Annotated in this window: 22 protein-coding genes and 1 tRNA gene; 7 read left to right on the top strand and 16 right to left on the bottom strand. The window is 69.0% G+C overall.

Annotated elements, in window-relative coordinates; genetic code table 11:
- The first annotated feature begins 369 nt into the window (after positions 1–369).
- The gene (locus tag HCC61_RS23930; protein WP_169138192.1) at positions 370–609 is read left to right on the top strand and encodes a hypothetical protein; all 240 of its coding nucleotides are present in this window, start codon (positions 370–372) and stop codon (positions 607–609) included.
- 63 nt (positions 610–672) lie between these two features.
- Entirely contained in the window at positions 673–1,128 is a 456-nt protein-coding gene (locus tag HCC61_RS23925; protein WP_169138646.1) for a hypothetical protein, read from the top strand.
- 212 nt (positions 1,129–1,340) lie between these two features.
- Here HCC61_RS23925 and HCC61_RS23920 read toward each other — a convergent pair whose 3' ends face one another.
- Positions 1,341–1,880: a flavoprotein gene (locus tag HCC61_RS23920; protein ID WP_169138644.1), complete on the bottom strand. Its 540-nt coding sequence runs from the start codon at positions 1,878–1,880 to the stop codon at positions 1,341–1,343.
- A gap of 121 nt (positions 1,881–2,001) precedes the next feature.
- Between HCC61_RS23920 and HCC61_RS23915 the strand changes: the two genes are divergently transcribed.
- The 3 genes from HCC61_RS23915 (at position 2,002) to HCC61_RS23905 (ending at position 4,026) form a co-directional block, all read left to right on the top strand.
- Positions 2,002–3,186, top strand: a complete 1,185-nt coding sequence (locus HCC61_RS23915) for a helix-turn-helix transcriptional regulator (protein WP_169138642.1) — start codon at positions 2,002–2,004, stop codon at positions 3,184–3,186.
- Positions 3,187–3,430: 244 nt separating this feature from the next.
- Positions 3,431–3,685, top strand: coding sequence for a hypothetical protein (locus tag HCC61_RS23910; RefSeq protein WP_169138640.1), 255 nt, complete (start codon positions 3,431–3,433; stop codon positions 3,683–3,685).
- Complete coding sequence (locus tag HCC61_RS23905) at positions 3,682–4,026, top strand: hypothetical protein (RefSeq protein ID WP_169138638.1); 345 nt, start codon at positions 3,682–3,684, stop codon at positions 4,024–4,026. The genes HCC61_RS23910 and HCC61_RS23905 overlap by 4 nt, the downstream gene beginning before the upstream one ends.
- 254 nt (positions 4,027–4,280) lie before the next feature.
- On the opposite strand, the gene HCC61_RS23900 is transcribed toward HCC61_RS23905, so the two are convergent.
- The 7 genes from HCC61_RS23900 to HCC61_RS23865 all read right to left on the bottom strand — a co-directional run bounded on the left by HCC61_RS23900 (position 4,281) and on the right by HCC61_RS23865 (position 9,742).
- Positions 4,281–5,090 carry a hypothetical protein gene (locus tag HCC61_RS23900; RefSeq protein ID WP_169138636.1) on the bottom strand — a complete coding sequence of 270 codons (810 nt, stop codon included), beginning with the start codon at positions 5,088–5,090 and terminating at the stop codon, positions 4,281–4,283.
- Entirely contained in the window at positions 5,087–5,908 is an 822-nt protein-coding gene (locus tag HCC61_RS23895) for a WD40 repeat domain-containing protein (protein WP_169138634.1), read from the bottom strand. The genes HCC61_RS23900 and HCC61_RS23895 overlap by 4 nt, the downstream gene beginning before the upstream one ends.
- Before the next feature lie 633 nt (positions 5,909–6,541).
- On the bottom strand, positions 6,542–7,261 hold the full coding sequence (locus HCC61_RS23890) for a glycosyltransferase (protein WP_169138722.1): 720 nt from the start codon (positions 7,259–7,261) through the stop codon (positions 6,542–6,544).
- 468 nt (positions 7,262–7,729) lie between these two features.
- A tRNA-Ser gene (locus tag HCC61_RS23880) sits at positions 7,730–7,814 on the bottom strand.
- 142 nt (positions 7,815–7,956) lie between these two features.
- The gene (tadA, locus tag HCC61_RS23875) at positions 7,957–8,400 is read right to left on the bottom strand and encodes a tRNA adenosine(34) deaminase TadA (RefSeq protein WP_240969249.1); all 444 of its coding nucleotides are present in this window, start codon (positions 8,398–8,400) and stop codon (positions 7,957–7,959) included.
- 231 nt (positions 8,401–8,631) lie between these two features.
- Positions 8,632–9,180, bottom strand: coding sequence for a hypothetical protein (locus HCC61_RS23870; RefSeq protein ID WP_169138630.1), 549 nt, complete (start codon positions 9,178–9,180; stop codon positions 8,632–8,634).
- A gap of 247 nt (positions 9,181–9,427) precedes the next feature.
- Entirely contained in the window at positions 9,428–9,742 is a 315-nt protein-coding gene (locus tag HCC61_RS23865) for a hypothetical protein (RefSeq protein ID WP_169138190.1), read from the bottom strand.
- Between the two features lie 92 nt (positions 9,743–9,834).
- On the opposite strand from HCC61_RS23865, the gene upp reads away from it, so the two are divergent.
- The gene (gene upp, locus HCC61_RS23860; protein ID WP_169138628.1) at positions 9,835–10,470 is read left to right on the top strand and encodes a uracil phosphoribosyltransferase; all 636 of its coding nucleotides are present in this window, start codon (positions 9,835–9,837) and stop codon (positions 10,468–10,470) included.
- Positions 10,471–10,573: 103 nt separating this feature from the next.
- Here the strand turns inward: upp and HCC61_RS23855 are convergent, their stop codons facing one another.
- From HCC61_RS23855 to HCC61_RS30300, 8 genes are all read right to left on the bottom strand, one after another.
- Positions 10,574–11,254 carry a LytR C-terminal domain-containing protein gene (locus HCC61_RS23855; protein WP_169138626.1) on the bottom strand — a complete coding sequence of 227 codons (681 nt, stop codon included), beginning with the start codon at positions 11,252–11,254 and terminating at the stop codon, positions 10,574–10,576.
- A gap of 95 nt (positions 11,255–11,349) precedes the next feature.
- The gene (locus HCC61_RS23850) at positions 11,350–11,646 is read right to left on the bottom strand and encodes a type II toxin-antitoxin system VapB family antitoxin (protein ID WP_031508611.1); all 297 of its coding nucleotides are present in this window, start codon (positions 11,644–11,646) and stop codon (positions 11,350–11,352) included.
- A 316-nt stretch (positions 11,647–11,962) separates the two neighbouring features.
- On the bottom strand, positions 11,963–13,600 hold the full coding sequence (locus tag HCC61_RS23845) for a M28 family peptidase (protein WP_346777356.1): 1,638 nt from the start codon (positions 13,598–13,600) through the stop codon (positions 11,963–11,965).
- Positions 13,601–13,895: 295 nt separating this feature from the next.
- A complete protein-coding gene (locus tag HCC61_RS23840) occupies positions 13,896–15,164 on the bottom strand; it encodes an acyltransferase family protein (protein ID WP_346777355.1) in 1,269 nt (422 codons plus the stop codon).
- Between the two features lie 358 nt (positions 15,165–15,522).
- Positions 15,523–16,563 carry a tetratricopeptide repeat protein gene (locus tag HCC61_RS23835; protein ID WP_169138624.1) on the bottom strand — a complete coding sequence of 347 codons (1,041 nt, stop codon included), beginning with the start codon at positions 16,561–16,563 and terminating at the stop codon, positions 15,523–15,525.
- A gap of 653 nt (positions 16,564–17,216) precedes the next feature.
- Positions 17,217–17,816: a hypothetical protein gene (locus tag HCC61_RS23830; protein ID WP_169138622.1), complete on the bottom strand. Its 600-nt coding sequence runs from the start codon at positions 17,814–17,816 to the stop codon at positions 17,217–17,219.
- 58 nt (positions 17,817–17,874) lie between these two features.
- On the bottom strand, positions 17,875–19,770 hold the full coding sequence (locus tag HCC61_RS23825) for a HAMP domain-containing sensor histidine kinase (protein ID WP_169138714.1): 1,896 nt from the start codon (positions 19,768–19,770) through the stop codon (positions 17,875–17,877).
- 9 nt (positions 19,771–19,779) lie between these two features.
- Entirely contained in the window at positions 19,780–20,610 is an 831-nt protein-coding gene (locus HCC61_RS30300; RefSeq protein WP_346777360.1) for a response regulator transcription factor, read from the bottom strand.
- A 594-nt stretch (positions 20,611–21,204) separates the two neighbouring features.
- Between HCC61_RS30300 and glgC the strand changes: the two genes are divergently transcribed.
- The gene (gene glgC, locus HCC61_RS23810; RefSeq protein WP_169138620.1) at positions 21,205–22,425 is read left to right on the top strand and encodes a glucose-1-phosphate adenylyltransferase; all 1,221 of its coding nucleotides are present in this window, start codon (positions 21,205–21,207) and stop codon (positions 22,423–22,425) included.
- Positions 22,426–22,486 lie beyond the last annotated feature (61 nt).

Raw genomic sequence — 22,486 nt, 5'->3', positions numbered from 1 at the left:
CATCCAGGCCGAGGAAGACGCCGATGTCACTGGTGTCGATCACGTGCACTCTCCGGTCGTACCCGCCCGGCCGGCCCACGGCACCGATCGCCACATCCACATTACGAAGAGCCTCCCGACCCGCGAAGAAGCCGGTGGCCATGTCCCTCATCAGCGGTCTGTCAGTGCCTCCGGAACCGGTGACACCACCCCCCCAGGCCATGCACTCGACAGGGGGACTCAGTCATGCCAGCTCCAGAGACCGGGAGCCCCGTTGCAGGGCCACGAAAAAGGTAATGGGGACTTGATCGCGACGAACGGGACTGATGCACGGGTTGGTGACAGTCTGACCTGCCCCACCCCTCAGGTTCCAGTTCTGCTGGCTAACTGATGGCCTTCACGAAAGGCATGCCGGACATGCCCCGCGCCTATCCCCCTGAGTTCCGCGCCCGCGCCATCGCGTTGGTGCGGGCAGGAAAAGAACAGAAGCAGACCGGCGGTATCGATCCATGGCAGCAAGTGTTCGTCGGTGCTGATCGGCTCCATCGACGCTACGAGGGCAAAGTCGATCACTTGCCTGCCTTCAGCGGCATCGCCTGCACTCTCCTGCTACCGCGGACCTCCAAATGAGACGAGCTCTTCGCAGAACCACAGCTCTTGCCGCCTCCATCTCGACGGGAGTACATTCGAAGAATGGCGGCTGGGAAAAATGATGACGGGCGTGACGTGGGAGACGAGATCCATAGCGACGTCAGTGGGCACGTGCAGGGGTCGGTATTTCAAGGGCGCGATTTCGGAAATATCAACGTAGGTGCTTCATTTCCGGAAGAGGTTGCTACATACTACAGAAGAATGCAGGAGCGTCTGGATGAGGAAGAGCGACTCAAGGAAGAAGAACGTGAGAGGTATAGGAAATCTCTGATTGCTGAGCGTGGACCGATCCTGTTGCGTCTCACGTTCTCCATCGCATGGTTCATTTTAGGAAATAGTGTAACCTACGATGATTCCTTACCCTTTCTCCCTGGGGTTTTTGCAGCCGCTGGATTTGTGGTGGGCCCACTTGTTGCACTACATGCAATCAAGGTGCTTGTTGAGAATATAAGAGAAATGAATGATTACAAAAATGAAGAACCTAAGGGCCCTCGTTGAGCCTCAAGCGACCGGATGTCTGCGATCTATGCGCAATCGACTGGGTGGAATCGCCTCATTCCTATGAGGGCTACGCGCGCTGCGGCCTCACCTCAACCGCTCTCCAGTCCTTACCATTCGGCAGTCCCCGGGGGTTGGCATCTCGCTGGAAGAGGCGGCGGTCTGGAACTTCTACATCGACCGTCGTGCGCAGAACCGTTCGTCCCGAGCCGCTACTGCGCACATGATCCGGCCGCAGCGAGCGCAAGCCCCCATGGATAGGTCTTTCGGTCGCCCTGGCCAGGCGGGTTCGGTTGGAAGCCGCCCTTGCCGAGCAGGACTTGGACGCCGGCGGATCGCAGGGTGGCGACGCTACGGCCGAACTGCGGGTGCGTGGCGTAGGCGGAGTTGACGCAGGGCATCACGATCAGTGGCCAGCGCTTGCCGATGGCTTCGGTGACGCAGCCGGCTACGAAGTTGGGTGTGAGCCCCAGGGCCACCGTGTTGATGGTGTTAAGCGTTGCTGGGGCCAGGAGCACCGCGTCCGCGGAGGGCCACACTTCGCCGTCCTCGGGTCTACGTGGGGTGCTGCGTACGGGGTTCCCGGTCTGCTGTTGCAGGGCGGGGAGTTCGTTCGCCAGCCAGTCGGCCGCGGTCGGGGTCAGACCGACGCACACGGTCCAGCCGTCGGCCTTCGCGCGCTCGACGACGTCGGGGAGGTCCAGTACGGGTGGGGCGGCACAGGAGAGGAGATGCAGAACGCGGGAGGCCATGTCGCGTATCCCACCACAGCAGACCGTCCCTGAACTGGCAGGAGTAGGAGGCGGATCGATGTCTCGTGCGTGGTTGCGCGAGTACCGTTCCGAGTGGCTGCTGCATGGAACGGAGACACGCATGGCTGCACTCGATGACGAACACACCGGCGCGCGCATCGCAGACCAGCGGAAGCTCGCGGGACTCACGCAGCGCGGGCTCGCCGCCCTGATTCCGTACTCCTACAGCCTGCTGCGCCACGTGGAGACCGGACACAAGAACGCCTCCCCCGACCTGGTCTCCGCTGTGGCTCGCGCGCTGCGGATCGACGTCACAGCCCTGACCGGGCAGCCCTACGTGACGGAACTCCAGCAAGACCGGCTGGCCGAGTTGATCCGGCCCATCCGTGAATCGCTCGACCTGTACGACCTCGGCGACGACCCTGACCTGACCGTGCGGACGGTCGGTGAACTCACTGCCGATGCGGACGAGTTGTGCCGGCGGGTGCGCGCAACGCGGCTCAACGCCGCGGCCCGTGCGCTGCCGGGGCTGATCGCGGAGCTGACGACGGCCGCGTACCGGACGCCGTCCTCCGGGCTGTGGCGAGCGCTGGGGTCGACGTACCGCACCGCGCACGACATCGCCACGAAGCTCGGGTTCTTCGACCTCTCGACGATCGCCCTGGACCGCATGGCCTGGGCCGCCGACCGCGCCTCGGACCCACTGCTCGCCGCCGTACGCCAGTACATGCGCGCGCTGGTGTACTTCCGTGAAGGGGAGCACACCATCGGCCTGCGCCTGATCAACCGCGGACACGACGTCATGGCGCAGGCGGAGGAGAGCACAGCTTCGCTGGCGGTCGCCGGCCAGCTCCACCTGGGCACCACGGTCATCGCCGCACGCGCCCGCGATATGGACGCGGTGGTGACGCATCTTGCCGAGGCCGGGCGCCATGCGGAACGTACGGGCGAGGCCGGCCACGTTCACTGGCTGTCCTTCGGACCCGCCAACGTCGCCGCGCACGAGGTGTCCGCGAACGTCGAACTCCGCCGCTACGGAAAGGCGTTGGAGAAAGCCCGCAAGGTGCAGTTGCCGCGTGACTGGCCGCTGTCGCGCCGTGCGCACGTCTACATCGACCGCGCCCGATCGGAGATGGAGACGGGCCGTACGGACGCCGCTCTCGGTTCGCTCGTCGAAGCCCGGCGCATGGCGCCGCAGCAGACCCGCTACCACCCAGGTGCACGCGAGACCATCAAGGGCCTCGTTCACCAACGCCGCAGTACGCCGAACACGCTCGACAACATGGCGGCGTGGATCGGCCTCTGAGGTGTCACCTGGTGTCACCGAAGAGTGACACTTAGCGGCTACCGGTCTCGTCACGCTGGTCGTCTAACGATCAGAGACGAACGGGAGCAGCTGTGCTGTCACCTCAGCATGTACGTGCGGTTTGGGCGCCGCATGCCGGACCCTCCCGGAGCCGAGGGACGCGGGCGTGTACTGGGACGCTGTGCGCCTGCCTGCGTATCTCGGTGACCGGGTCCTGGCCGAACTCGGGGACGACTGTGGGGCCGTGATTCGTGACCCGTACGCGCATGTTCTGTACTGGCTGATCAGGCCCGGCGCCGCGGACGGCTGGAGGTTCCCTGACGAGGCGCATGTGCGCATCCTCGGCAAGGGCAGCTACGTCGTGGTCCCGCCGGTCGGCTGCGACCGCTCCACCGTCGTGTACTGGGCCCGCCCCATCGTCAACGACCGCGTATTGACCTGCACTTGGCGGCTGCACACCGCACTGCGCACGGTCATCCGCCCGAGGGTGGAGCGGTGACGATTCCCTCGGTGCAGATGCGTCTCACTCTGGCTCAGGCCGGGGACCGGTGGGACGCCGTACGGGTCTCGACGAGGGTCGGCACGCAGGTCATGAAGAAGCTCGGTGGTGCCTGCGGGGCGGTGGTGGCCGACGGACGGAGCATGTGGTTCTTCGTACGGCCCGGAGAGGGACACGAGCTGGACATGCCGGGGGTAACGCCGTACCTGCGTGGTGACCACGTCCTCATCCCCGCCGACAAGGTGACCACACCGCCCGGACCGCACTGGACTCGCATCGCGGCACGGCGGTGCACGCCGGCGACGCGGTTACTGGATGCGCTTCGGCAGGCCCTCGGGTGAGCGGCGAGAAGGCGCCCAGCCCCTGTGGAGTGCACGGCCGGATGGGCCCCCGACGCCCGGATCGGCAGACGCCATGAACAGATCCTCATGGTGGTCTGCATTATCTGACCCAGAGATCCAGAAGTCAGGCGATCATCGAAAATTGGTTCATGCCCGGACTTCTGCGACGGGGCCCCAGCGGATGTTCCAGGGCTCTAAAGCAATGTGACCAGCGGCATGTTGGAGTCCTGCCGTCGAACCCTCGGCCGCACCTCCTAGCGCGTATTCTTACACGCACCGTGCGGCATGTTGGTGCATAGCATCCAGTCCTCAGATCCTGCTGGAAGTTTATAGATCTGCGGACTTTTCCAAGCGGTCGTCTCAAATGGCTTGCCGCGATTCTGCACATCGACCGTCTCCTGTTTCCCCCCAACCACAAGATCCAACTGGATTAGCCATTCAGCGGTGCCCCTTGTCGTTGCGGCCAAGTCGAAAACTTCAGTCTCCCCCTTCTCCAGGGTGAACCCAAACGGCTTCAACTGGCCGGGAGTATTCGTAGAATATTTGGCGCTTCGGTTCTCTGCGTCGAGATTTATTTCTAGTTGTCTGGGAGTGGCCTCTCCCTGTGCCCCTCCACAACGGAGGCCGACACCAGCCGGGGTAGGTTTGGGGGACCGGTTAAGGATTTTGGCACGTAACCCCTCGATCAGTACGCCCTTATCAGCAATACCCTGAATGACAAGCCTAACCCGAGTCACTTCTTGGTCTACGGCCTTGTTCCTTCGGGCCCAGTCAATCACTCGGTCGCAGTCCGTAGGTAGTTGGCCGGTGGGGGTTTTCCCCTTGGGCATGACCAGCCCGAATTCTTCTGTTCCCCAGGTGTTCACCGTGGCGGGGTTATTCACTACGTTCAATGCCACGGAACGCTGGTCCGGCGGGTCTAGCAGCTTAGGCACGTAGACGCCCGCGGCAGCGCCGATCACAGCAGTAGTGATGCCACTGGCTAGCCACCGCCACACTTTACGGACCGACGCATGCCGCATTTCCCGAGCAGTTGCAGCCTCCTCTTCCGTGGTCTCCGTCACTTTGTGCTTCCCTTCCATGAGCCCACGAACTCACCCTTCGGAAGGGCCCAAACCTCACCCTTGTCGAGGAAATAGGTAAGTAGATAATCTCGCCCCTCGGCGAATGCCATTGCCGCACCGGCATAGATTTGCTCGCGGCCATGATCAACCGCCTTCGGCAGCTTCCAGCGAGATATCTCGCGGCGATCGGATGTCCTCCACAACGAAATTCTTCCTTCCGGAAGCATGTATGCCACTCTATGAGCCTTACGGTCAACGGCAGCACCTGTTGGTTGACAACCGCAGGGCATCCAAGTGAGGTGCCGATCACTTACTGACCACACGAAGTACCCGTCAACGCCGGCGGCGATTACCCTACGCCCCTTATTAACAATCGCTAATTCGTCGCTTTGCCATATTTTCGGATCGCTCCGATCCTCAACAGTGGGTGGCGTGGGTGAGGTGGTTCGCTTCCCCGTGTGCACGTTAAAGGTCACAAATCTACCACTGCGATGTTCAAGGAATTCTTCCCCGACGATGTAGTTTCCGTCGTCGGAAAATCTGATATTGATCAGCTGTTTGCTGATCAAGGCTCTGGGATTTTTGGTGTGGAAGTTGTAGATGATTACAGAGTCGGGAACGGCTACCGCGAAAAAGCGACCGTCCGGAGAGAAGTCCATCGCACGAGGCCCCCAGTCCGATCCACTGTCGAACCAGTCGAAACGTTTTCCATCAGAGGTTTCGATGAAGATATTGCTCTTGTTGACTCGCACTTGATACCGACCGTCTGGGCTTGGGTGTGCCCCTTCGCTCTGCTCTCCGTATTCGCTTCCGATCACCCGTCGATCGTATTCGAATCGTTTGCCCAAAGGCGACTCTGAATGGGACGGCGTCTCGCTGATCGTGTCCCTGCCGTCTAGGACATCCTCATCGGATGAATGCGTACACCCTGCTAAGCAGAGTAAGCACAGAACGAAAGCTGAAATTCTGCGCACCATGATCACCAGCCCCCTAATTTCACGCAGCCGCGATGAGAACCACCACACACCGACGAGCTAAGTGCGTCAAGACCGCAAATCGCGCTCAGCGGTGTGAGGGCCCTTGCGGTTCCTGTTGTATCTCCATGCCAACGCGACACTAGCGATGCGAACCGAAAGGGCGAACAAGGAACCCCTGACCTGGAGGTGCCGGGTACGGCTGGTCGCTGAGGAACTCATGATGGTGAGGACGCCCCTTCATGCGTGGGCAGGGCAGGCCGGTCTTCCAGAGAAGCAAGGGTGGGGGCGGTCGGCGGGGCATGGGGGCCGAGGGGACACCTCAGTGAGGGGCCAGTTCCTTAGCTGAGGGGGCTGAAGGTCCCAGCAGGTGACCTTGGCACGGCACGCGCTGCCGGCCAGGCGCAGCAGATAGAACCTCGGTGATGAGGCGTTAGCCAGTGGCCATCTATGGATCGCAGCGCATCACGGCAGCGCCTATCCCGTCCGGGGCGAGTAGTCCCAACCCAACTCGATGAGTCCTCGGACTCGGGCGTCGACCACTGCCATCCGCGCCTCCCGCTCGTCCTTGTGCGCGTGCGCTGCTTGATTCGTGGCCTGGCCAGGCCACTTGCGGTACATCAGCCCCACCTCACGTGTGAAGTACCCCCTGCTCACCGCATTCAGCGCGAGCAGCAGCCCCGTGTCCTCCGATGCAGGCAGGGCCATCCAGCCGCCCAGGGCGAGCAGCAGGTCCCGGCGGATGCAGAGGGTCGCCGGGTGGACCTGGGCGCGGTAGTCGTGGGACTTCCAGTGCTCGTGGACCGAACCGCCTTCGATGGGGCCCTCGTCGGGATCTCGGTCGAAGCCGACCGTGGACCCGTCCGGCATCGCGTCGAGTACGCGGGACGTCGTCCACGCGACGTCCGGCTCACGCTCGAAGACGGCGATGTCGCGGGCGAGAGCGCCTGGGGTGAGCATGTCGTCGGCGTCGAGGACCTTGACCAACTCGCCCTGCGCGCGGGCGAGTCCCATGGTGCGGGCGACACCGGGGCCGCCGCGCCGGCCCTGGGCGAAGCTCACCCGCAGGTCGTCGGGGACGAGTTCGGCGACCTGGTCCGTCTCGCCGTCCTCCTGGATGACCCACTGCCATTCCCACCCGTCCGGCAGCTCCTGCTCCTGGAGCGAGCGATACGCGTCCGGCAGGCAGCCGCCCAGAAAGCCGTAGCTATTCGCCGGGAGTTGGCTGCAACAGCACCGGAGCGCTTCCGCCCTGACCTCGCCAACTCGCTGAACAACCTCGGCAACCGACTGTCGAAGCTGGGGCGTGTGGAGGAGGCGCTGGCATCCGTCCAAGAGGCTGTAGGGCTCTACCGGGAGTTGGCCGCGGCGGCTCCGGAGCGCTTCCGCCCCGACCTCGCCAACTCGCTGAACAACCTCGGAACCATCTTGTCCACGCTAGGGCGGAATGAAGAAGGTCAAGCCCATCGGGACGAGGTAGTCGCGCTCGCCGATGAACCGGACGAATAGTTCCCCTGGTCAGTCAGTCCGCTGGACGTGAACGAAGCCATCGCCCGGCCCGGTACTTCACACTCTCCGGGCCGCGAACTGAGACCCAAACTGAGCCCCACAACGACGGCGGGCCGGATCCCTAGGACCCGGCCCGCCGTCGTTGCACTATCACAGCGGTAGCGGTGGGATTTGAACCCACGGAGGGTTGCCCCTCACTCGCTTTCGAGGCGAGCTCCTTCGGCCGCTCGGACACGCTACCGAGAGGCACTCTAGCCCAAGGGGTGCCGTGTGCCGAAATCCGTTCGGGAGGCCGTATGCGGCAGCACGAGACAGGGGCCGTACGAGCGCCGCGCGTCCGGTGCGCGGGGTGGTGCGGGACGGGTCCGGCGGTCGGTCGGGACTCAGCCGGGACCCGGGGAGCCGCGGAAGAAGTCCGTGAGCAGCGCCCCGCATTCGTCGGCCAGCACGCCGTGGATCACCTCGGGGCGGTGGTTGAGTCGCCGGTCCCGTACGACGTCCCAAAGGGAGCCCGCCGCGCCGGCCTTCGGGTCCACCGCGCCGTACACCACGCGTTCCAGACGGGAGAGGACCGCCGCGCCCGCGCACATCGTGCAGGGCTCCAGGGTGACCAGGAGCGTGCAGCCCTCCAGCCGCCACTCGCCGTGGAGAGTGCCGGCCGCCGCGCGGATGGCGACGATCTCGGCGTGGGCCGTGGGGTCGCCCCACGCCTCACGTGCGTTGTGCCCGCTCCCGATCACCTCGCCGCCCGGATCGAGTACGAGCGCCCCCACCGGTACGTCGCCGGTCTCCCGCGCCCGTACCGCCTCGTCGAGAGCGCGGCGCATGGGCTCCCGCCAGCGGTCGCGTACGGGGTCGGGCCCTTCGGGCCCGGGGGTCGGCACCGGACCGTCCACGGCGCTGGCGCCGGCGCCGGGAACAGGATCAGGTCCGGGGGCAGACCCGGGATCAGGCCCGGGGCGGGACCCGGGACCCGGGGCGTGAGCGGCGTCGGTCATGCAGCCAGTCTCCTACCGTCGCCGCCCCGCACCGTCGGCTAACGCACGGCCTACAGCCGGCTAACGCACGGCCTCCAGTACGTCAGTGCAGCCCAGCGCGTCCGCGATCTCGCTCAGTGCGTCCTCGGGAGCGAGTGAGAGCAGGGCCTTGTCCTCCATTCCGAGGTCGGCGAGCAGGCTCGCGTCGCCCAGCGGGCCGATGGGCGCGCTCTCCGACGCCGCGGCGGGGTCGTCGCCACCGCCGTCGTCGGACTCCTTCGACTCCGGTTCACCGTCCTCGGTGCCGTCGAGGTCCACGAGCTGGTCGAGCTCGTCCGGGTTCTCCGGCTCGCGGCCCAGGAGCTCGTCGGAGAGCAGGATCTCGCCGTACGAGCTGCGCATGGCAGCGGCGGCGTCCGAGACGAAGACGCGCGGGTCGTCCTCCCCCTCGACCCTCACGACCCCGAACCACTCGCCCTCCTGCTCGATGCAGGCCAGCACAGGTTCGTCGTCGGTCGCTGTCTCCCGGGCCAGGTCGGCCAGGTCGGCCAGGGTCTCCACATCGTCGAGCTCCGTGTCGCTCGCTTCCCACCCGTCTTCGGTGCGCGCGAGCAGTGCGGCGAAATACACCGTGACTCTCCCACTGGTTTCTGAGGTGCCCGATGGCTGCTGACGAGGACTTCGCCCCGCCCCAATCGGAATCGTGGCAGAAACCGCGGCTGCGCGAAGGGTCTTCGGCAGTGCGTCGTGCGGGTGTTTGCGCAGATCTCTTGTGCGGACACTGTGATGAGAACACAGGGTGACCGTTTCTTGACCAGGTGTTGTGATTTGGCGATTTCTGTCCGCTGTGGCCTTCACAGGAGGGACATCAAACGCGTCACCAGCGGAAGGTCCTCATCCGCATCGCCTGGCGCATGCGCTCGGTGCGGCTGCGGCGCGGCTGTACGCGATCGCGCAGTTCCCTGGCCTCGTTGCGCTCGCGCAGGAAGCGGGCCCGGCGGCGCAGCCGCTCCGCGTCGCCCTCACTCCGGGCCTCACTCCGGACCTGGCTCCGGCCCTTGTCCTGAACCTGGCTCCGGCTCTCGCTCCGGGTCTGCCGGGTTTGCCGGGCCTCACGCGCCCGCCCGGGCCCGCCCGACTGCCCGCTCCTGCTCGGATTGCTGTGCTTGCTCGGCTTCTGGGAGTCCGACATCTGTGCACCTCCGGGATACCTGACCGCTTTCCCCCGTCGCGCAGGGGTACGCCAGTACGAGCCGTACACGTGCCTCCGCTAGTGTCGGGCGCATGCGGATCCACGTCGTCGACCACCCGCTGGTGGCGCACAAGCTGTCCACGCTGCGCGACGAGCGCACCGACTCACCGACGTTCCGGCGTCTCGCCGACGAGTTGGTGACGCTGCTCGCGTACGAGGCGACGAGGGACGTGCGCATCGACGCGGTGGAGATCCGCACCCCGGTCGCCGCGACCACCGGCGTGCGCCTGTCCCATCCGCGCCCTCTCGTCGTACCGATCCTGCGTGCGGGGCTGGGCATGCTCGACGGCATGGTGCGGCTGCTGCCCACCGCGGAGGTCGGGTTCCTGGGCATGATCCGTGACGAGGAGACCCTTCAGGCGTCGACCTATGCCAACCGGATGCCCGACGATCTGTCCGGGCGTCAGGTGTACGTGCTGGACCCGATGCTCGCCACGGGCGGCACGCTCGTGGCCGCGATAGACGAGCTGATCCGGCGCGGCGCCGACGACGTGACCGCGATCTGCCTGCTGACGGCGCCCGAGGGCGTACGTCTGATGGAGCGGGAGCTGGCGGGGACACCGGTGACCGTCGTGACCGCCTCGATCGACGAACGGCTCAACGAACACGGCTACATCGTGCCCGGGCTGGGCGACGCCGGCGACCGGATGTACGGCACCGCGGGCTAGCCGGGAGCCGGGAGCCGGGAGCCGTGAGCCGGGAGCCGGATCCGGAGGCGGCCGCCGCGGGCGGCCGGGAACGGACCGGAGTCGATGCCCCCGGCCGGTGTCCTTACTTCTCGCAGTCGCCGCGGGAGTGGGACGACGGCTTCGGATTGCCGAGCGCCGTACGGGCCTTGGCGGCTTCCTTCTCGTCGGCGAGCTTGTCGTAGGCCTTGCCGATGATGAAGTCCACGTCGTCGCCCTTGCGGTCGTCGAACCGGGTGTCGACGTCCGTGAAGTGAGTGCCCAGCACCTTCAGACGGGTGTCGCCCTCCTTGCCGGGGGCGCCCAGCAGCACACCGGCGTTCTCGACCTTCTTGTCGAACTCGTCGGGCGCGTTGGCCACATCGCCGATCTTGAATCCCCGCTTCTTCAGCTTGTCGGCAATGGACTTGGCGAGTCCGCTGCGGTCGGTCGCGTTGAGGACGTTGACCTTGATCGAGCCGGGCTCGGGCAGCTCGCGGGACTTGCCGCCCGTGTTCTCGCCGCCGCGCGTGCCGGACTTGGCGTCCGTCGCGCAGTCGGTGCCGCCCTTGCCCTTCGCGCTGCTGCCGGCGGCGTTGGCGGAGCTGCCGCCCGAGAAGATGTCGATGAGTTGAAGTGTTCCCCACCCGCCGACGGAGAGGGCTGCGACGGCGGCGGTTGAGGCGAGCACGATCCTGCGACGGTTACGGGGGCGGCGCATGCGGGGGTAGCGATTTCCCGTGATGCGGTACTTTCCGCCCATGCCGGGGGGAGTCAGCATGCTCATGGGCGCAGAGTAGTGCGGGATGAAGGCGATGCCTACTAGATGATCAGCGGTTGTGACGTGGTGGCCCTGAAAGGGCTAGCGCGCTGAGCGCCGCTTCAGTCAAGCTCCAACACGCGTGCGTGGAGCACTTGTCGCTGCTGAAGAGCCGCACGCACGGCGCGATGCAGACCGTCCTCCAGATAGAGATCGCCGTTCCACTTCACGACGTGGGCGAAGAGGTCCCCGTAGAACGTCGAGTCCTCCGCAAGGAGCGTTTCGAGGTCGAGCTGGCCCTTCGTGGTGACGAGCTGGTCAAGACGCACCGGGCGTGGGGCGACGTCCGCCCACTGGCGGGTGCTTTCCCGGCCGTGGTCGGGGTAGGGCCGCCCGTTTCCGATTCGCTTGAAGATCACACGGAAAGCCTACCGGGCCATCCGCGCCGGGCGCAGCTTCCTGTGGTTCTTACAGGTGCCCCCGCACGGTGCCGCAAGGGGTGCACGGCAGGTGCGTACGGGCGGGATACGGGACGCCGCACGGCGCCGCCCGGGGCCGCCACGGGGCCGGATCGAGCGGCGGCTCCGGAGCGTGAAAGGGCGCACGTGTCAGGTGTCCGCGCCGTGGTGTCCGGCACGGCGCGGGTGGGGCGAGCGCGGGCGGAGTCCTGCGGCGGCCGCCCGCGCCCCCTCACGTGCCCGTACGTTCCGTCAGGGCCGCGTACGTTCCCTCACGTCACGGCAGGTCACTGACGTCCCGTGAGTAGTGGCCGACGGCGTCGGCCATGACCTTGACGTTGAGGTCGAAGGCCTTCTTGTCGATGTTGCGGAGGTCGTCGCACTTCTGGTGGTAGCAGCCGTCGTACGCAGCGCCGGCCTCGCCGCCCCACAGCTTCTGCTCCTCCTCGGACTTGATGCCCTCGGCGCCGGTCTTGGAGCCGCCCGCCGGGATGCCGGCGTCGATGAACGGGCCGTAGTCGGAGCGCCCGTCGAAGTCGGCGCCGCGGGTCTTCTCGCCCTGCGACTCGATGAAGTCGACGATGTCGCTTTCCAGTTGGCCCGAGCCTTCGGGGCCGGGGCCGGAGCCCTCGCCGTCGGAGTCGTCGCCGTCGTGGACGAACAGGCCGTAGTTCGGCGAGGCGATCATGTCGAAGTTGAGGTAGAGGGAGATCTTGTCGCGTTCGGCGTCGGAGAGCCCGGAGACGTAGTGGTCGGCGCCCCTGAGGCCCACCTCCTCCGCCGTCCACAGGGCGAAGCGCACCTTGTTGTGCTGCCCGGCGCCCGCGCCGTTCTTGCGGGTGCCGCCGGCGGCGGCGTACTGGAGCGCCGTCTCCAGGATTCCGGCCGAGCCCGAGGCGTTGTCGTTGATCCCGGGCCCCTCGGTCACCGAGTCGAGGTGGGCGCCGAACATCGCGACGTGGTCCTCGTCGCCGCCCGGGGTCTCGGCGATGACGTTGGGGGTGCTGCGCTTCTCCTGGAACTCCCGCAGCTCCACGTTCGCCGTGACCTCGTCCGAACCGGCCTCGGCCGCGAGTGCCTCGCCGTCCTCCTTGCTGATGCCGCCGGTGGGGATGCGGCCGTTGGACGGGTCCTCCAGGGTGCCGCTGAGCTCGCCCTCCGTGTTGTTGTAGACGATCGCGGCGACGGCGCCCGCGTCGGCCGCTGCGGCCTGCTTCTCGGCGAAGGTGCAGCCGCCGCGCTGGATCAGCGCGATCCTTCCGTCGTAGTCGCCCTTCTCGTAGTCGGCGGCGGTGCAGCCGGACGTCTCGTCCTCGTCCTCCGGGACCGGCGCGACCGCGGCCTCGGTGCCGCCCTCGGGCGTGCTCTTGGTGTACGTCATCAGCTTGACCGGCACGTCGCGTCCGTCCGGGGATGCGGGGGAGGCCGCCGTCATCTTCTCGGCGAGGGTCTCGCGGTAGACGAAGTCGAAGTCCTGGTACGCGACTTCGTAGCCGGCGGCCTTGAGCAGCGTGCCCGCGTACTTCGCGGAGAGCTCGTGGCCGCGTGAACCGGCCGCGCGGTTCCCGTCGTTGTGGCGCGCGATGGCCTGGAACGCCTTGAGATGCCGCATGGCGCCCTTGGCTCCCGTACGGCGTACGAGCTGCTTCGCGAACTTCTCGGCGGAGTCGTGCCGCGACGCGGAGGCGGCGGACCGCGCCGCGCCGGATCCCGGGGGCTGCTGCGCCGCCGCGGGTGAGGCGGCGGCGGTCAGCAGCAGCGGGGTGGCGAGCGCGGTGGCGGCCAGGGCGGCGAGGGTGCGGCGGGCGGACGCGCGGCGCGGTCCGGAGGCGGACGTTGAGGCGGTGGCGGTGGCGGTGGCGGTGGCGGAGCCGGGTGCGGACGCGGGTCTCGCGGGTACGGGCGCTGGTGGCACTGTCGGCACTGTCGGGGTCCTTCCGGTGCGTACGGCGGCAGCCGGCACACCCGGGTGTGCCGGGGCATCCGGCCTGGTGTGCCCGTGTCCGCGTTACGGATGACGGATGTCCGGGTTACGGACGTGTCGTACCGGAAGGAAAGCTAGCGGGCCCGGCCCCAAGAGGGAACGCACATGCGGCAGTTGGGCGCCCGGCCGCCCGGCCGCCCGGCCGCCCGGCCGCCTGTGACGGCCGGGCGGCTCCCGGTCCGGACAGGCAGGCCCGGGACGGGCCCGGACGCCTGCCTGGCGGTGCTCAGCGCCCCGTGCGCCCGCCGACGCCGCGGCGCCCGCTTCCGCTTCCGCCTCCGCCTCCGTCTCCGTGACGGTGCTCGCCCCCGCGACGGCGTTCGCGTGCCGACTGGGACGGGTCCTCACGGAACGCCCACTCCATCTCCGGCTCCATCGCGAAGCGGAACAGCCGCTGAACGGGCGGCGTGCACAGCACCGTGATCAGTGCGGCCGCGATGCAGGTCACCGCGATCGCGCCCAACGGCGTGTGCACCCAGTCCACTTCGTACCAGTCCCAGAAGCGGGAGCCCTTGGCGACGAAGCCGTGCAGCAGATAGCCGTAGAGCGTGCCGGCGCCCAGCGCGGTGAACCACATCCGGCGGCCCGGGACCCACGCCAGGAAGCACGCTGTGAGCACCATCGAGCAGCCGAAGAGCGCGAAGGTCATGATGACGCCGACCCACCACGGGGCGCCCATCTCCTGCGCGCTGTTGTAGTGGTAGAACCACGCGGCGTTCATGCGCTCCACCGCCCAGTACGCCACCACGAGGGCGCCCGCGGCCACCGGCAGCGACAGCATCCGCGCCCTGCGCCCGCGCACCAAGTCGAAGTGCTCCGGCTTGAGATGGAGCCCGATGACGAAGAACGGCAGGAACTGGAGCACGCGTTGGAGATCCAGGTCGTCGCCGATGTCGGGTGAGATCGAGGCGAGCACCGCCACCGCGAGGGAGAGCGCGACGGGCCAGCGCACCGCCTTCCACAGCGGGGCCGTCAGCCGCCAGATGAACAACGCGCCCAGGAACCAGGTCAGATACCAGGGGTCGAGCAGGCTGATCGGGTACCCGGGGTCGTCGTCGGCCCAGCGCTTGAAGAGGGTGTAGGCGACCTCGAAGAGGACGTACGGCACGGCCACGCCCGTCAGCAGCCGCTTGAGCTGGTGCGGCTTCCCCTGGAAGCCGCGCGAGAAGTAGCCGGAGATCACCATGAACGCCGGCATGTGGAAGGTGTAGACGAAGACGTACAGCGCGCCGGCGGCGCGCGAGCCGTCGCGCAGCGGCTCCCACGAGTGGCCGAGGGCGACCAGCACGATCGCCAGGTACTTGGCGTTGTCGAAGTACGGGTCGCGCTGCTTCCGTTCGGGCTGTCGCCCGCCGGCCGGCTCGGCGCCCGGCCGTGCGGGTCCCGTGGCAGCGGTGGATCCCGCCGCCGGGCCGGTGCTCGTTCCGTCACCGGGCGCGGCGGCCGGGGGGAGGGGGACGCGGGTCGTGGCGCGTGTGCCCAGTTCCTGAGTCACGGGACGGCGGCCTCCTTCCCAGGCGGCGGCACACGGGTGCCCGCAGCGGAAAGGGGAGGTGAGAGGGGGGAGGGGAGGAGCATCGGCCTCACCTTAACGGCGTCGCCGAAGCTCGCAAATTCACGCCACGCGCAGTGACTTGACGCTACGTCAGCGGTAACGGGCGGGCCTTCTCCGCGCTTCCGGGATCGTCTCGAGTCGTATTTCCAGGTTCGTCTCACTCCGTTGGGGGTCATGTAGGACGGGTTCCCGCGAACGCCCGTTCTGTGCACGGAAGTTCGCGGGATCCGTCACACTCCGGCCGGTCGGACGGCCCGGTTGGACGGTCCTGCCGGGCGGCCCGGCAGGGCGGCGCGACTCAGGCGGCCACGGGCTCCGCGATTCCCAGCTCCTCCCGCGCGTCCTCGGTGAGGCGCCGGGCGTGGCGCAGGCCGATGGCGTCGAACGCGCGGTGCAGTTCGTCGAGGTCGGCCGCGGTACGGGAGGGCTCACGGCCCAGCCGCGCAAGGGACTTGACGAGGCCGAGCCGTGCGAGGGTCTCGCCCCGTGGCTCGCCCATCGCGCGGAACTCCGAGCGCGCCGTCTCGTACATCGTCCGCGCCTCCGTGTAACGGCGGGCCCGGTAGAGGACGTTGCCCCGCATCTTGTGGTTGTAGGCGAGCGCGCCCGCGAGGTCCATGGTGCGGCAGAGCACGGCCGCCTCGGAGAGCAGGGCGAGCGCCCGCTCCGTGTCGCCGTCGCGTACGGAGACGAGGTCGGCGACGCCACGCAGCGCCCACGCACGGCCCCGGTGGTCCTCGGCCTTCTCGGCTATCGCCGCGGCCTCCTCGAACATCGCCAGAGCGGAGTCGTGGTCGCCCGTGTTGCGGCGCATCTGCGCGATGCCTTCGAGGGCCCACACCATGTGGCGCGCCTCGCCGCGTTCGCGCGCCTCGGCGAGGAGTTGTCCGTGCAGCGCGTCGACGGCCTCGTAGTCGCCCTGGATGCGCCCGGTCTCAGCGAGGCCGGCGAGGGCGTAGCCGCGGGCGAGCATGTCGCCGTCGTGTTCGCCCAACTCGGCGGCGAGCGCGAGGAGTCGGCGCGCGAGGGACATCGCGCCGCGCTGCCGGGCGAGGGTGCCTCCGCTCCACGCGGCCCAGGCCATCGTTCCGGGGTCGCCGGCACCGCGTGCGGTGCGGTAGCTCGCCTTCCACGCGCGGTCGGCGTCGTCGTTGTTGCCGAGCCGCCGGTGCGCCTCGGCGACGGCGAGCGAGCAGCGGGCCGCCTCCTGCGGAGTTCCGTCGCGCTCGGCGGCGCGCAACTGCTCGGTGGCGTGGACGAGTACGTCGGCGAGCGAGGAGTTGACCGACAGCGAGCCGAGGGCGCCCTGGTACTCGGGCGCGAATGCCTTGCCGTACATGCCCTTCCTTCCGCGATCCTGCGGCGGTCCGGAGACCGCCGTCTATACACAGCATGTATACATCGTGTGTATAGACGCACCGCGGGGCGTACGGGTTGAGTGAGGCGGGTGGGAATTCTGGTTCGGGGGGCGAGTGCCCGCCGGTGCGGGGTGGGCTGGCGGGCCCGGCGCACCGGCCGGGGTGTCATCCGCGGTGTGCGGTGTGCGGTGTGCGGTGTGCGGTGGCGGCTTGGGGCTTCTCGTTCCGGCGGCGCTGGGCGGTGGGCGCGGTTCGGGTATGGCCGGGGTATGCGTGTCGTATACAGCGCTCATACCGACGGGCACGGGCCCTGCGGGGATGGCCGCCTGAAGTACGCGGTCGGCAGGGCGACTTCGGGCACGCGGAGCAGGTGGGTGCGCGTGCACATCGGGTCGTGTGCGCGCCGCTCAGTGTGCGAGTGCCGAAGGAGCAAGGCTCCGGAACCGTTAGAGGCGAGGGCGCGGTCGGGGGCACGGCTGTCGCCGGGCCCCCGACCGCATTCGGCCCCCGCGTGAGCGGGGTTCCCGTGGTCCACGGACGCGTCCGCCCGCCCGTCCGTATGGAACGGACGGGCGGGTGGACCGGCTCCCCCCTGGGTGCCGTGTGTGGGAGGCGCGGAGGTCAGCGCCCCGGATCAGCCTTCCGTGGTCGCGCTGCTCTGGCTTCCGCTTCCGCTGTCGTTGCTGTCGCCGCTGTCCTCGCCGCTCTTCTGCCCGCTCTTGTCCGTGTCCTGCGTCGCGCACCACGCGCGGACCTTCTTCAGGTCCTCCTCGCGGTCCTTGAGGCGGACCTTCAGCTCGCGGCGGTCGTCGAGGCGGTCGTTGAGGAAGTCCGCGATGACGCCGTGGCCGGCCTTCTTCGCGTTGTCGGCGCGCTTCTCCAGACGTTCGAGCGACCCGCGGGTGCGCACGCCCGCGTCAAGGCGGCGCTGAAGCCGGTCGATGCGCTTGTCGATCTTCGGGGCGCGCTTGCACAGCACCTTCGAACCGTCGCCCTTCGGCGCGTGCCTGGCGAGCCGCATCAGCTTCCGCTTCGTGCGCTTGCCCTTGCGCTTGCCCTCGGCCTTGTCCGTCTGCGTCTGGGACTGGGCCTGCGTCTGAGCCTGCGAGGCCTGGGTGGACGATGCCGGGGCCGCGTCGTCGCCCGTCGTCGCGACCGCGGCCGCGGCGCCTCCCGTGGCGAGCAGCGCGGCGACGGTGGACAGCGCCACGACGGTGCTCTTCGTTTTCCTCACTGCGTCTTCCTCCTGGTCGGGACGGCACGAGTACGGATCGCCCGCGCGGTCCCGGACGCTAGAGCCCCTTTTTGTGAATTCCTTGTGAGCCGGGGGCCGTTCCATGGGGGCCGTAAGCGGCCGTCCCCGCGGCGCCGCCGTCATGACCCGCGCCACCGCTGTCAGGACCCACGCTGCTACCGGTGCCCGGCGCACCGGCACCGGCACCGGCACCGGCACCGGCACCGGCGCCTGCCCCGGCCCCGGCTCCGGCGCCCGAGGCCGTATCGATCAGCCAGTCGCGCTGGGCCGGCAGCCGCGGATCCGGGGCCGCCTCCTCGCGCGGCGCGAGCGGTATGCGCAACTCGACGCGTGTGCCGGGCAGGCCGTACGGACGGTCCCGTATCTCCACGGTCGCCCGGTGCAGCGCCGCCTGCTGTGCGACGAGGGTGAGGCCCAGCCCCGAACCGCTGCTGTCCGGGCCGCGCCTGAAGCGCTGGAAGACGGCGGCGCGCTGCTCCTCCGGGATGCCCGGCCCGTCGTCGTCGACGGTGAGTACCGCGACGGGCCCGGCGGGCGAGGCGTACGGGAACACCGCGACCTCGACCGGGGCCGGCGGCCGGTCGCCCCGCGAACCCGGCGCGCCCCGCGAACCCGGCGGCACGCCCTCGCCCGGCTGCCCCCGCCCGCCGGCACCGTGACCGCGCCCCCGCCCGTGTGCGAGCGCGTTGCCGATGATGTTGTCGAGCAGCGAGCGCAGCCCGGGCTCCCACCCGTGCACCGTCAGTCCCGGCTCGGCCGCGGCCATCCGTACCTCCGCCGTACGGTCCCGCCGTCGCGCGTCCGCGACCGCCGCCTCCACGATCTCGCCCAGGTCCAGCGGCCCGAAGGCGTCCGCTTCGACGAGGTCGCCCTGGCCCAGCTCGCGGAGCATGACCAACAGCCCCAGCAGGCGCGAGTGTTCGCGGCGCAGGTCCGCCAGCACCTCGTCGCGGTCCTCGCCCGCCAGTTCCGGGTGTGCGGAGAGGATCTCCAGATTGGTCTGCATGCTCATCAGGGGCGTGCGCAGTTCGTGGGCCGCCGCGGAGGAGAAGGAGCGGGCCGTGGCCAGCGCCTGTGCCGTACGTGCGGCCTGCTCGTCGTAGCGGGCGAGCACGGTGCGCAGCGTCTCGGCGAGATCGTCGACCTCGGTGATCCGGGTCGGGGTGTGCTCGAAACGCGACGAGACCTGTGAGGCGCCGGGACCGGAACCCGACCCCGAGCCGGGGCTCGCGCCCGTACCCGAGCCGGGCCCCGCGCCCGCGCCCGTACCCGGGCCGGAGGTCCTGCCGTCGGGCGAGCGCGGATCGAGTCCGCTCGTACGCTGCTGAAGCCGCCGCAGCGGAAGGCTCGCTCGCGAGGCAGCCGCCCACGCGAGCAGCGCCGAGACGGGCGCCGCGATGACCGCCACAGCGGTCACCCGCCGCCGTACGAAGGCGAGTTGGGCCCTTCCGGTGGTGTCGGGGGAGAACAGCCACAGCTTCCCCTCGACCCCCGGGCGCTTGCCGTGCACCGGCACCGACAGCACGCGCCAGCTGTCCACCCTGCGCTTGCGCGGCATGCCCTCCGGGGTGCCCTTGCCGCGTTCGCGGACCGTGACGGGGCGCGGCGCGGAGTCCGGCAGCCGCGTACGGGCGTCGGGCTGCGGACCGCCCGAGAAGGTGCCGTACGGGCCGACGACCCGTATGCCCACGTCGAGTGCCGACGCGTACAGCCGCCGCTCACGCGCCTGTTCGGCCCGCGGCCGGTCCGAGGCCGTGACCCGCAGCAGCCGCCGCGCGTCCTTCTTCACCACGGCGGCGCGCTCGCGCAGATGCGCGTCCTGCTCGGCGTGCACGTCCCGCGCGACGAGCGCGAACAGCAGCCATCCGGCGGCGAGTACGAGCAGGGGCACGGTCAGCCCGACCGCAAGCGCGATCCGCGTGGAGAGCTTCATCTTCACGGCTCAGACCTGCCTCTCACTGCCCTCACCTCTCCTCGCGTCCTCGCGCAGTACGAAGCCGACGCCGCGCACGGTGTGCAGCAGCCGCGGCCGGCCGCCGCTCTCGGTCTTGCGGCGGAGGTAGCTGATGAAGGTGTCGACGGCGTCCGTACGCACCTCGAAGTCGTAGCCCCAGACGCGCTCCAGGAGCTGGTCCCTGGTGAGGACGATGCCGGCGTTGCGGGCGAGCACGAGGAGGAGTTCGAACTCGCGGCGGGTGAGGGGCAGCGGCTCGCCGTCCCTGTGTGCTTCGCGGGTCGCGGGGTTGACGACGAGGCCGCTGACGCGCACGGCGTCGGCCGCGCCGGGACCGGCGGCGTCGTGGGCGTGGGCGCCTCCCGGAGCCCGACCCGTGCCCGTACCCGCACCCGTACCTGCACCCGCCCCCGTTCCCGCCGCCGGGTCCGCACCCGTACCGGTCGGCGTCACCGCCGCGGCCGGTGTCCGCCTGCGCAGCAGCGCGTCCAGCCGCAGCACCAGCTCCTGCAAGGCGAACGGCTTGACCAGATAGTCGTCGCCCCCCGCCTGTAGCCCCGCTATCCGGTCGGCGGTCTCGTCGAGCGCGGAGAGCATCAGCACCGGCACGTCGTCGCCGTCGTCGCGGAGCGCCTGGCACACCTGGATGCCGTTGACGTCGGGCATCGAGATGTCGAGCACCACGACGTCGGCGGGGTCCTCCCGCATCAGGGACAGGGCGCGGCGTCCGCCCTCGGCCAGTTCCACGGCGTAGCCGTTGAGCCGCAGACCGCGGCTCAGGGAGCGCCGGATCGCGGCGTCGTCGTCGACGACCAGCACGCGCCCGCGGTCCCGGCCTCCGTCCCGGCCCCGGTCCTGACCCTGGCCCCGGTCCTGGCCCGGGGCACCGCCCTCGGCGCCCGCCCCGGCCGTACCGCCGTGCGCTGTACCCCCGTGCGTCGCTCCCGGTGCCCCGCTCGCGCCGCCTGCCCCGTACCGCCTCATCGCCCCTCGCCTCCTGCCCGCCGCTCTCCACCTGCTGCCCGGCGCTCGTCCGTGCAGTCTGGCCCGCGTACGTCGCGCCCCGCGAGCCCCCTTCGCTCCGCGAACCCTCTAGGTCCCGCAAACCCTCTTGGTCCCCCGACCCCCCTTCGTCCCGTGAGCCCCCTTCGCCCCGCCCTCCCCCCTGATCGACGCCGAACGACGTTTGCCGCTCCACGATCGTGCGTACAACCGGTTTACTGGAGGATCACCGGCCCGGCGGGGGACTCCGGGCAGTGGCCCGGGTGCCGAAGAGCCGGTGTGCAGGGGTGCCGGTGTGCAGGGGTGCCGGTCTCACGGCATGAGGCACGAGGCATCAGGCATAAGGCATGACGCATGAGCGGCGGCCGTACGCGGGCGCGGCCGAGGACGACAGGCGGCGGAGGTTTCGGGATGGCAGCAGGACCGCGCGTACTGGGCATCGTGCTGGCGGGCGGTGAGGGCAAGCGGCTGATGCCGCTCACGGCGGACCGTGCGAAGCCCGCCGTGCCCTTCGGCGGCGTCTACCGGCTGGTGGACTTCGTACTGTCGAACCTCGTCAACGGCGGGATCACACGCATCGCCGTCCTCACGCAGTACAAGTCGCACTCGCTCGACCGGCACATCTCGACGACGTGGCGGCTGACGAGCCTCCAGGGCGACTACGTCACGCCCGTCCCCGCCCAACAGCGCCTCGGCCCGCGCTGGTTCATGGGCAGCGCCGACGCGATCTACCAGTCGCTCAACCTCATCCACGACGAACAGCCCGACTACGTCGTGGTCTTCGGCGCCGACCACGTCTACCGCATGGACCCCCGCCAGATGCTCCGGCAGCACATCTCCGGCGGCGCGGGCGTGACGGTCGCGGGCATCAAGGTGCCGCGGGAGCTGGCGAGTTCGTTCGGAATCATCAGTACGGAGCCGAACGGCGACCGCATCAGCCAGTTCCTGGAGAAGCCCGAGGACCCGCCCGTGCTGGCGGGCGACCCCGACCGCGTCTTCGCCTCCATGGGCAACTACATCTTCTCGACCGACGTGCTCCTCGACGCCCTGCGCCGCGACGCCGACGACGAGGACTCCGTGCACGACATGGGCGGCAGCATCCTGCCGCTGCTCACCGAGCGCGGCCAGGCGCAGGTCTACGACTTCGACGCGAACGAGGTCCCGGGCGAGAGCGAACGCGACCACGGCTACTGGCGGGACGTGGGAACCCTCGACGCGTACTACGACGCGCACATGGACCTCATCTCGCCCGAGCCGCTCTTCAACCTCTACAACCGCTCGTGGCCCATCTTCACCAACCAGGCGCAGCTGCCTCCCGCGAAGTTCGTCGCGGGCGGCATCGCGAGCGAGTCCATGGTCAGCACGGGCGCGATCATCGCGGGCCAGGTCACGGGGTCGGTACTGGCGCCGGGCGTCGTGGTCGAGGAGGGCGCGGTGGTGCAGGGCGCGGTGCTGCTTCCCGGTGTACGGGTGGGCCGCGGCGCGGTGGTGCGGCACTCGATCCTCGACAAGAACGTCGTGGTGCCCGAGAACGCGACCGTCGGCGTCAACAGCGAGCAGGACGGGGAGTACTGCACGGTGTCGGAGGAGGGCATCGTGGCCCTGGGCAAGGGCCAGCACGTCCGTCAGTGACGGGCCGTCAGCGACGGGCCGTCAGCGACGGTGCGTTCGCGTCCGTGCGCGCTTGCCCCGT

The organism is Streptomyces sp. HNM0575, assembly GCF_012726265.1.
Taxonomy (GTDB): domain Bacteria; phylum Actinomycetota; class Actinomycetes; order Streptomycetales; family Streptomycetaceae; genus Streptomyces.
The sequence above is the reverse complement of the archived record's forward strand: the minus strand, read 5'-3'. Positions and strand labels throughout refer to the sequence as shown.

Coding starts and splice junctions, on each gene's coding strand:
- tadA (WP_240969249.1), bottom strand. CDS start 8,400: ATGCGCCGCGCTCTCGACGAGGCGGTACGGGCGCGGGAGACCGGCGAC.
- HCC61_RS23925 (WP_169138646.1), top strand. CDS start 673: ATGGCGGCTGGGAAAAATGATGACGGGCGTGACGTGGGAGACGAGATC.
- HCC61_RS23865 (WP_169138190.1), bottom strand. CDS start 9,742: ATGTCGGACTCCCAGAAGCCGAGCAAGCACAGCAATCCGAGCAGGAGC.
- HCC61_RS23930 (WP_169138192.1), top strand. CDS start 370: ATGGCCTTCACGAAAGGCATGCCGGACATGCCCCGCGCCTATCCCCCT.
- HCC61_RS23825 (WP_169138714.1), bottom strand. CDS start 19,770: ATGAAGCTCTCCACGCGGATCGCGCTTGCGGTCGGGCTGACCGTGCCC.
- HCC61_RS23920 (WP_169138644.1), bottom strand. CDS start 1,880: ATGGCCTCCCGCGTTCTGCATCTCCTCTCCTGTGCCGCCCCACCCGTA.
- HCC61_RS23835 (WP_169138624.1), bottom strand. CDS start 16,563: ATGTACGGCAAGGCATTCGCGCCCGAGTACCAGGGCGCCCTCGGCTCG.
- upp (WP_169138628.1), top strand. CDS start 9,835: ATGCGGATCCACGTCGTCGACCACCCGCTGGTGGCGCACAAGCTGTCC.
- HCC61_RS23855 (WP_169138626.1), bottom strand. CDS start 11,254: ATGAGCATGCTGACTCCCCCCGGCATGGGCGGAAAGTACCGCATCACG.
- HCC61_RS23915 (WP_169138642.1), top strand. CDS start 2,002: ATGGCTGCACTCGATGACGAACACACCGGCGCGCGCATCGCAGACCAG.
- glgC (WP_169138620.1), top strand. CDS start 21,205: ATGGCAGCAGGACCGCGCGTACTGGGCATCGTGCTGGCGGGCGGTGAG.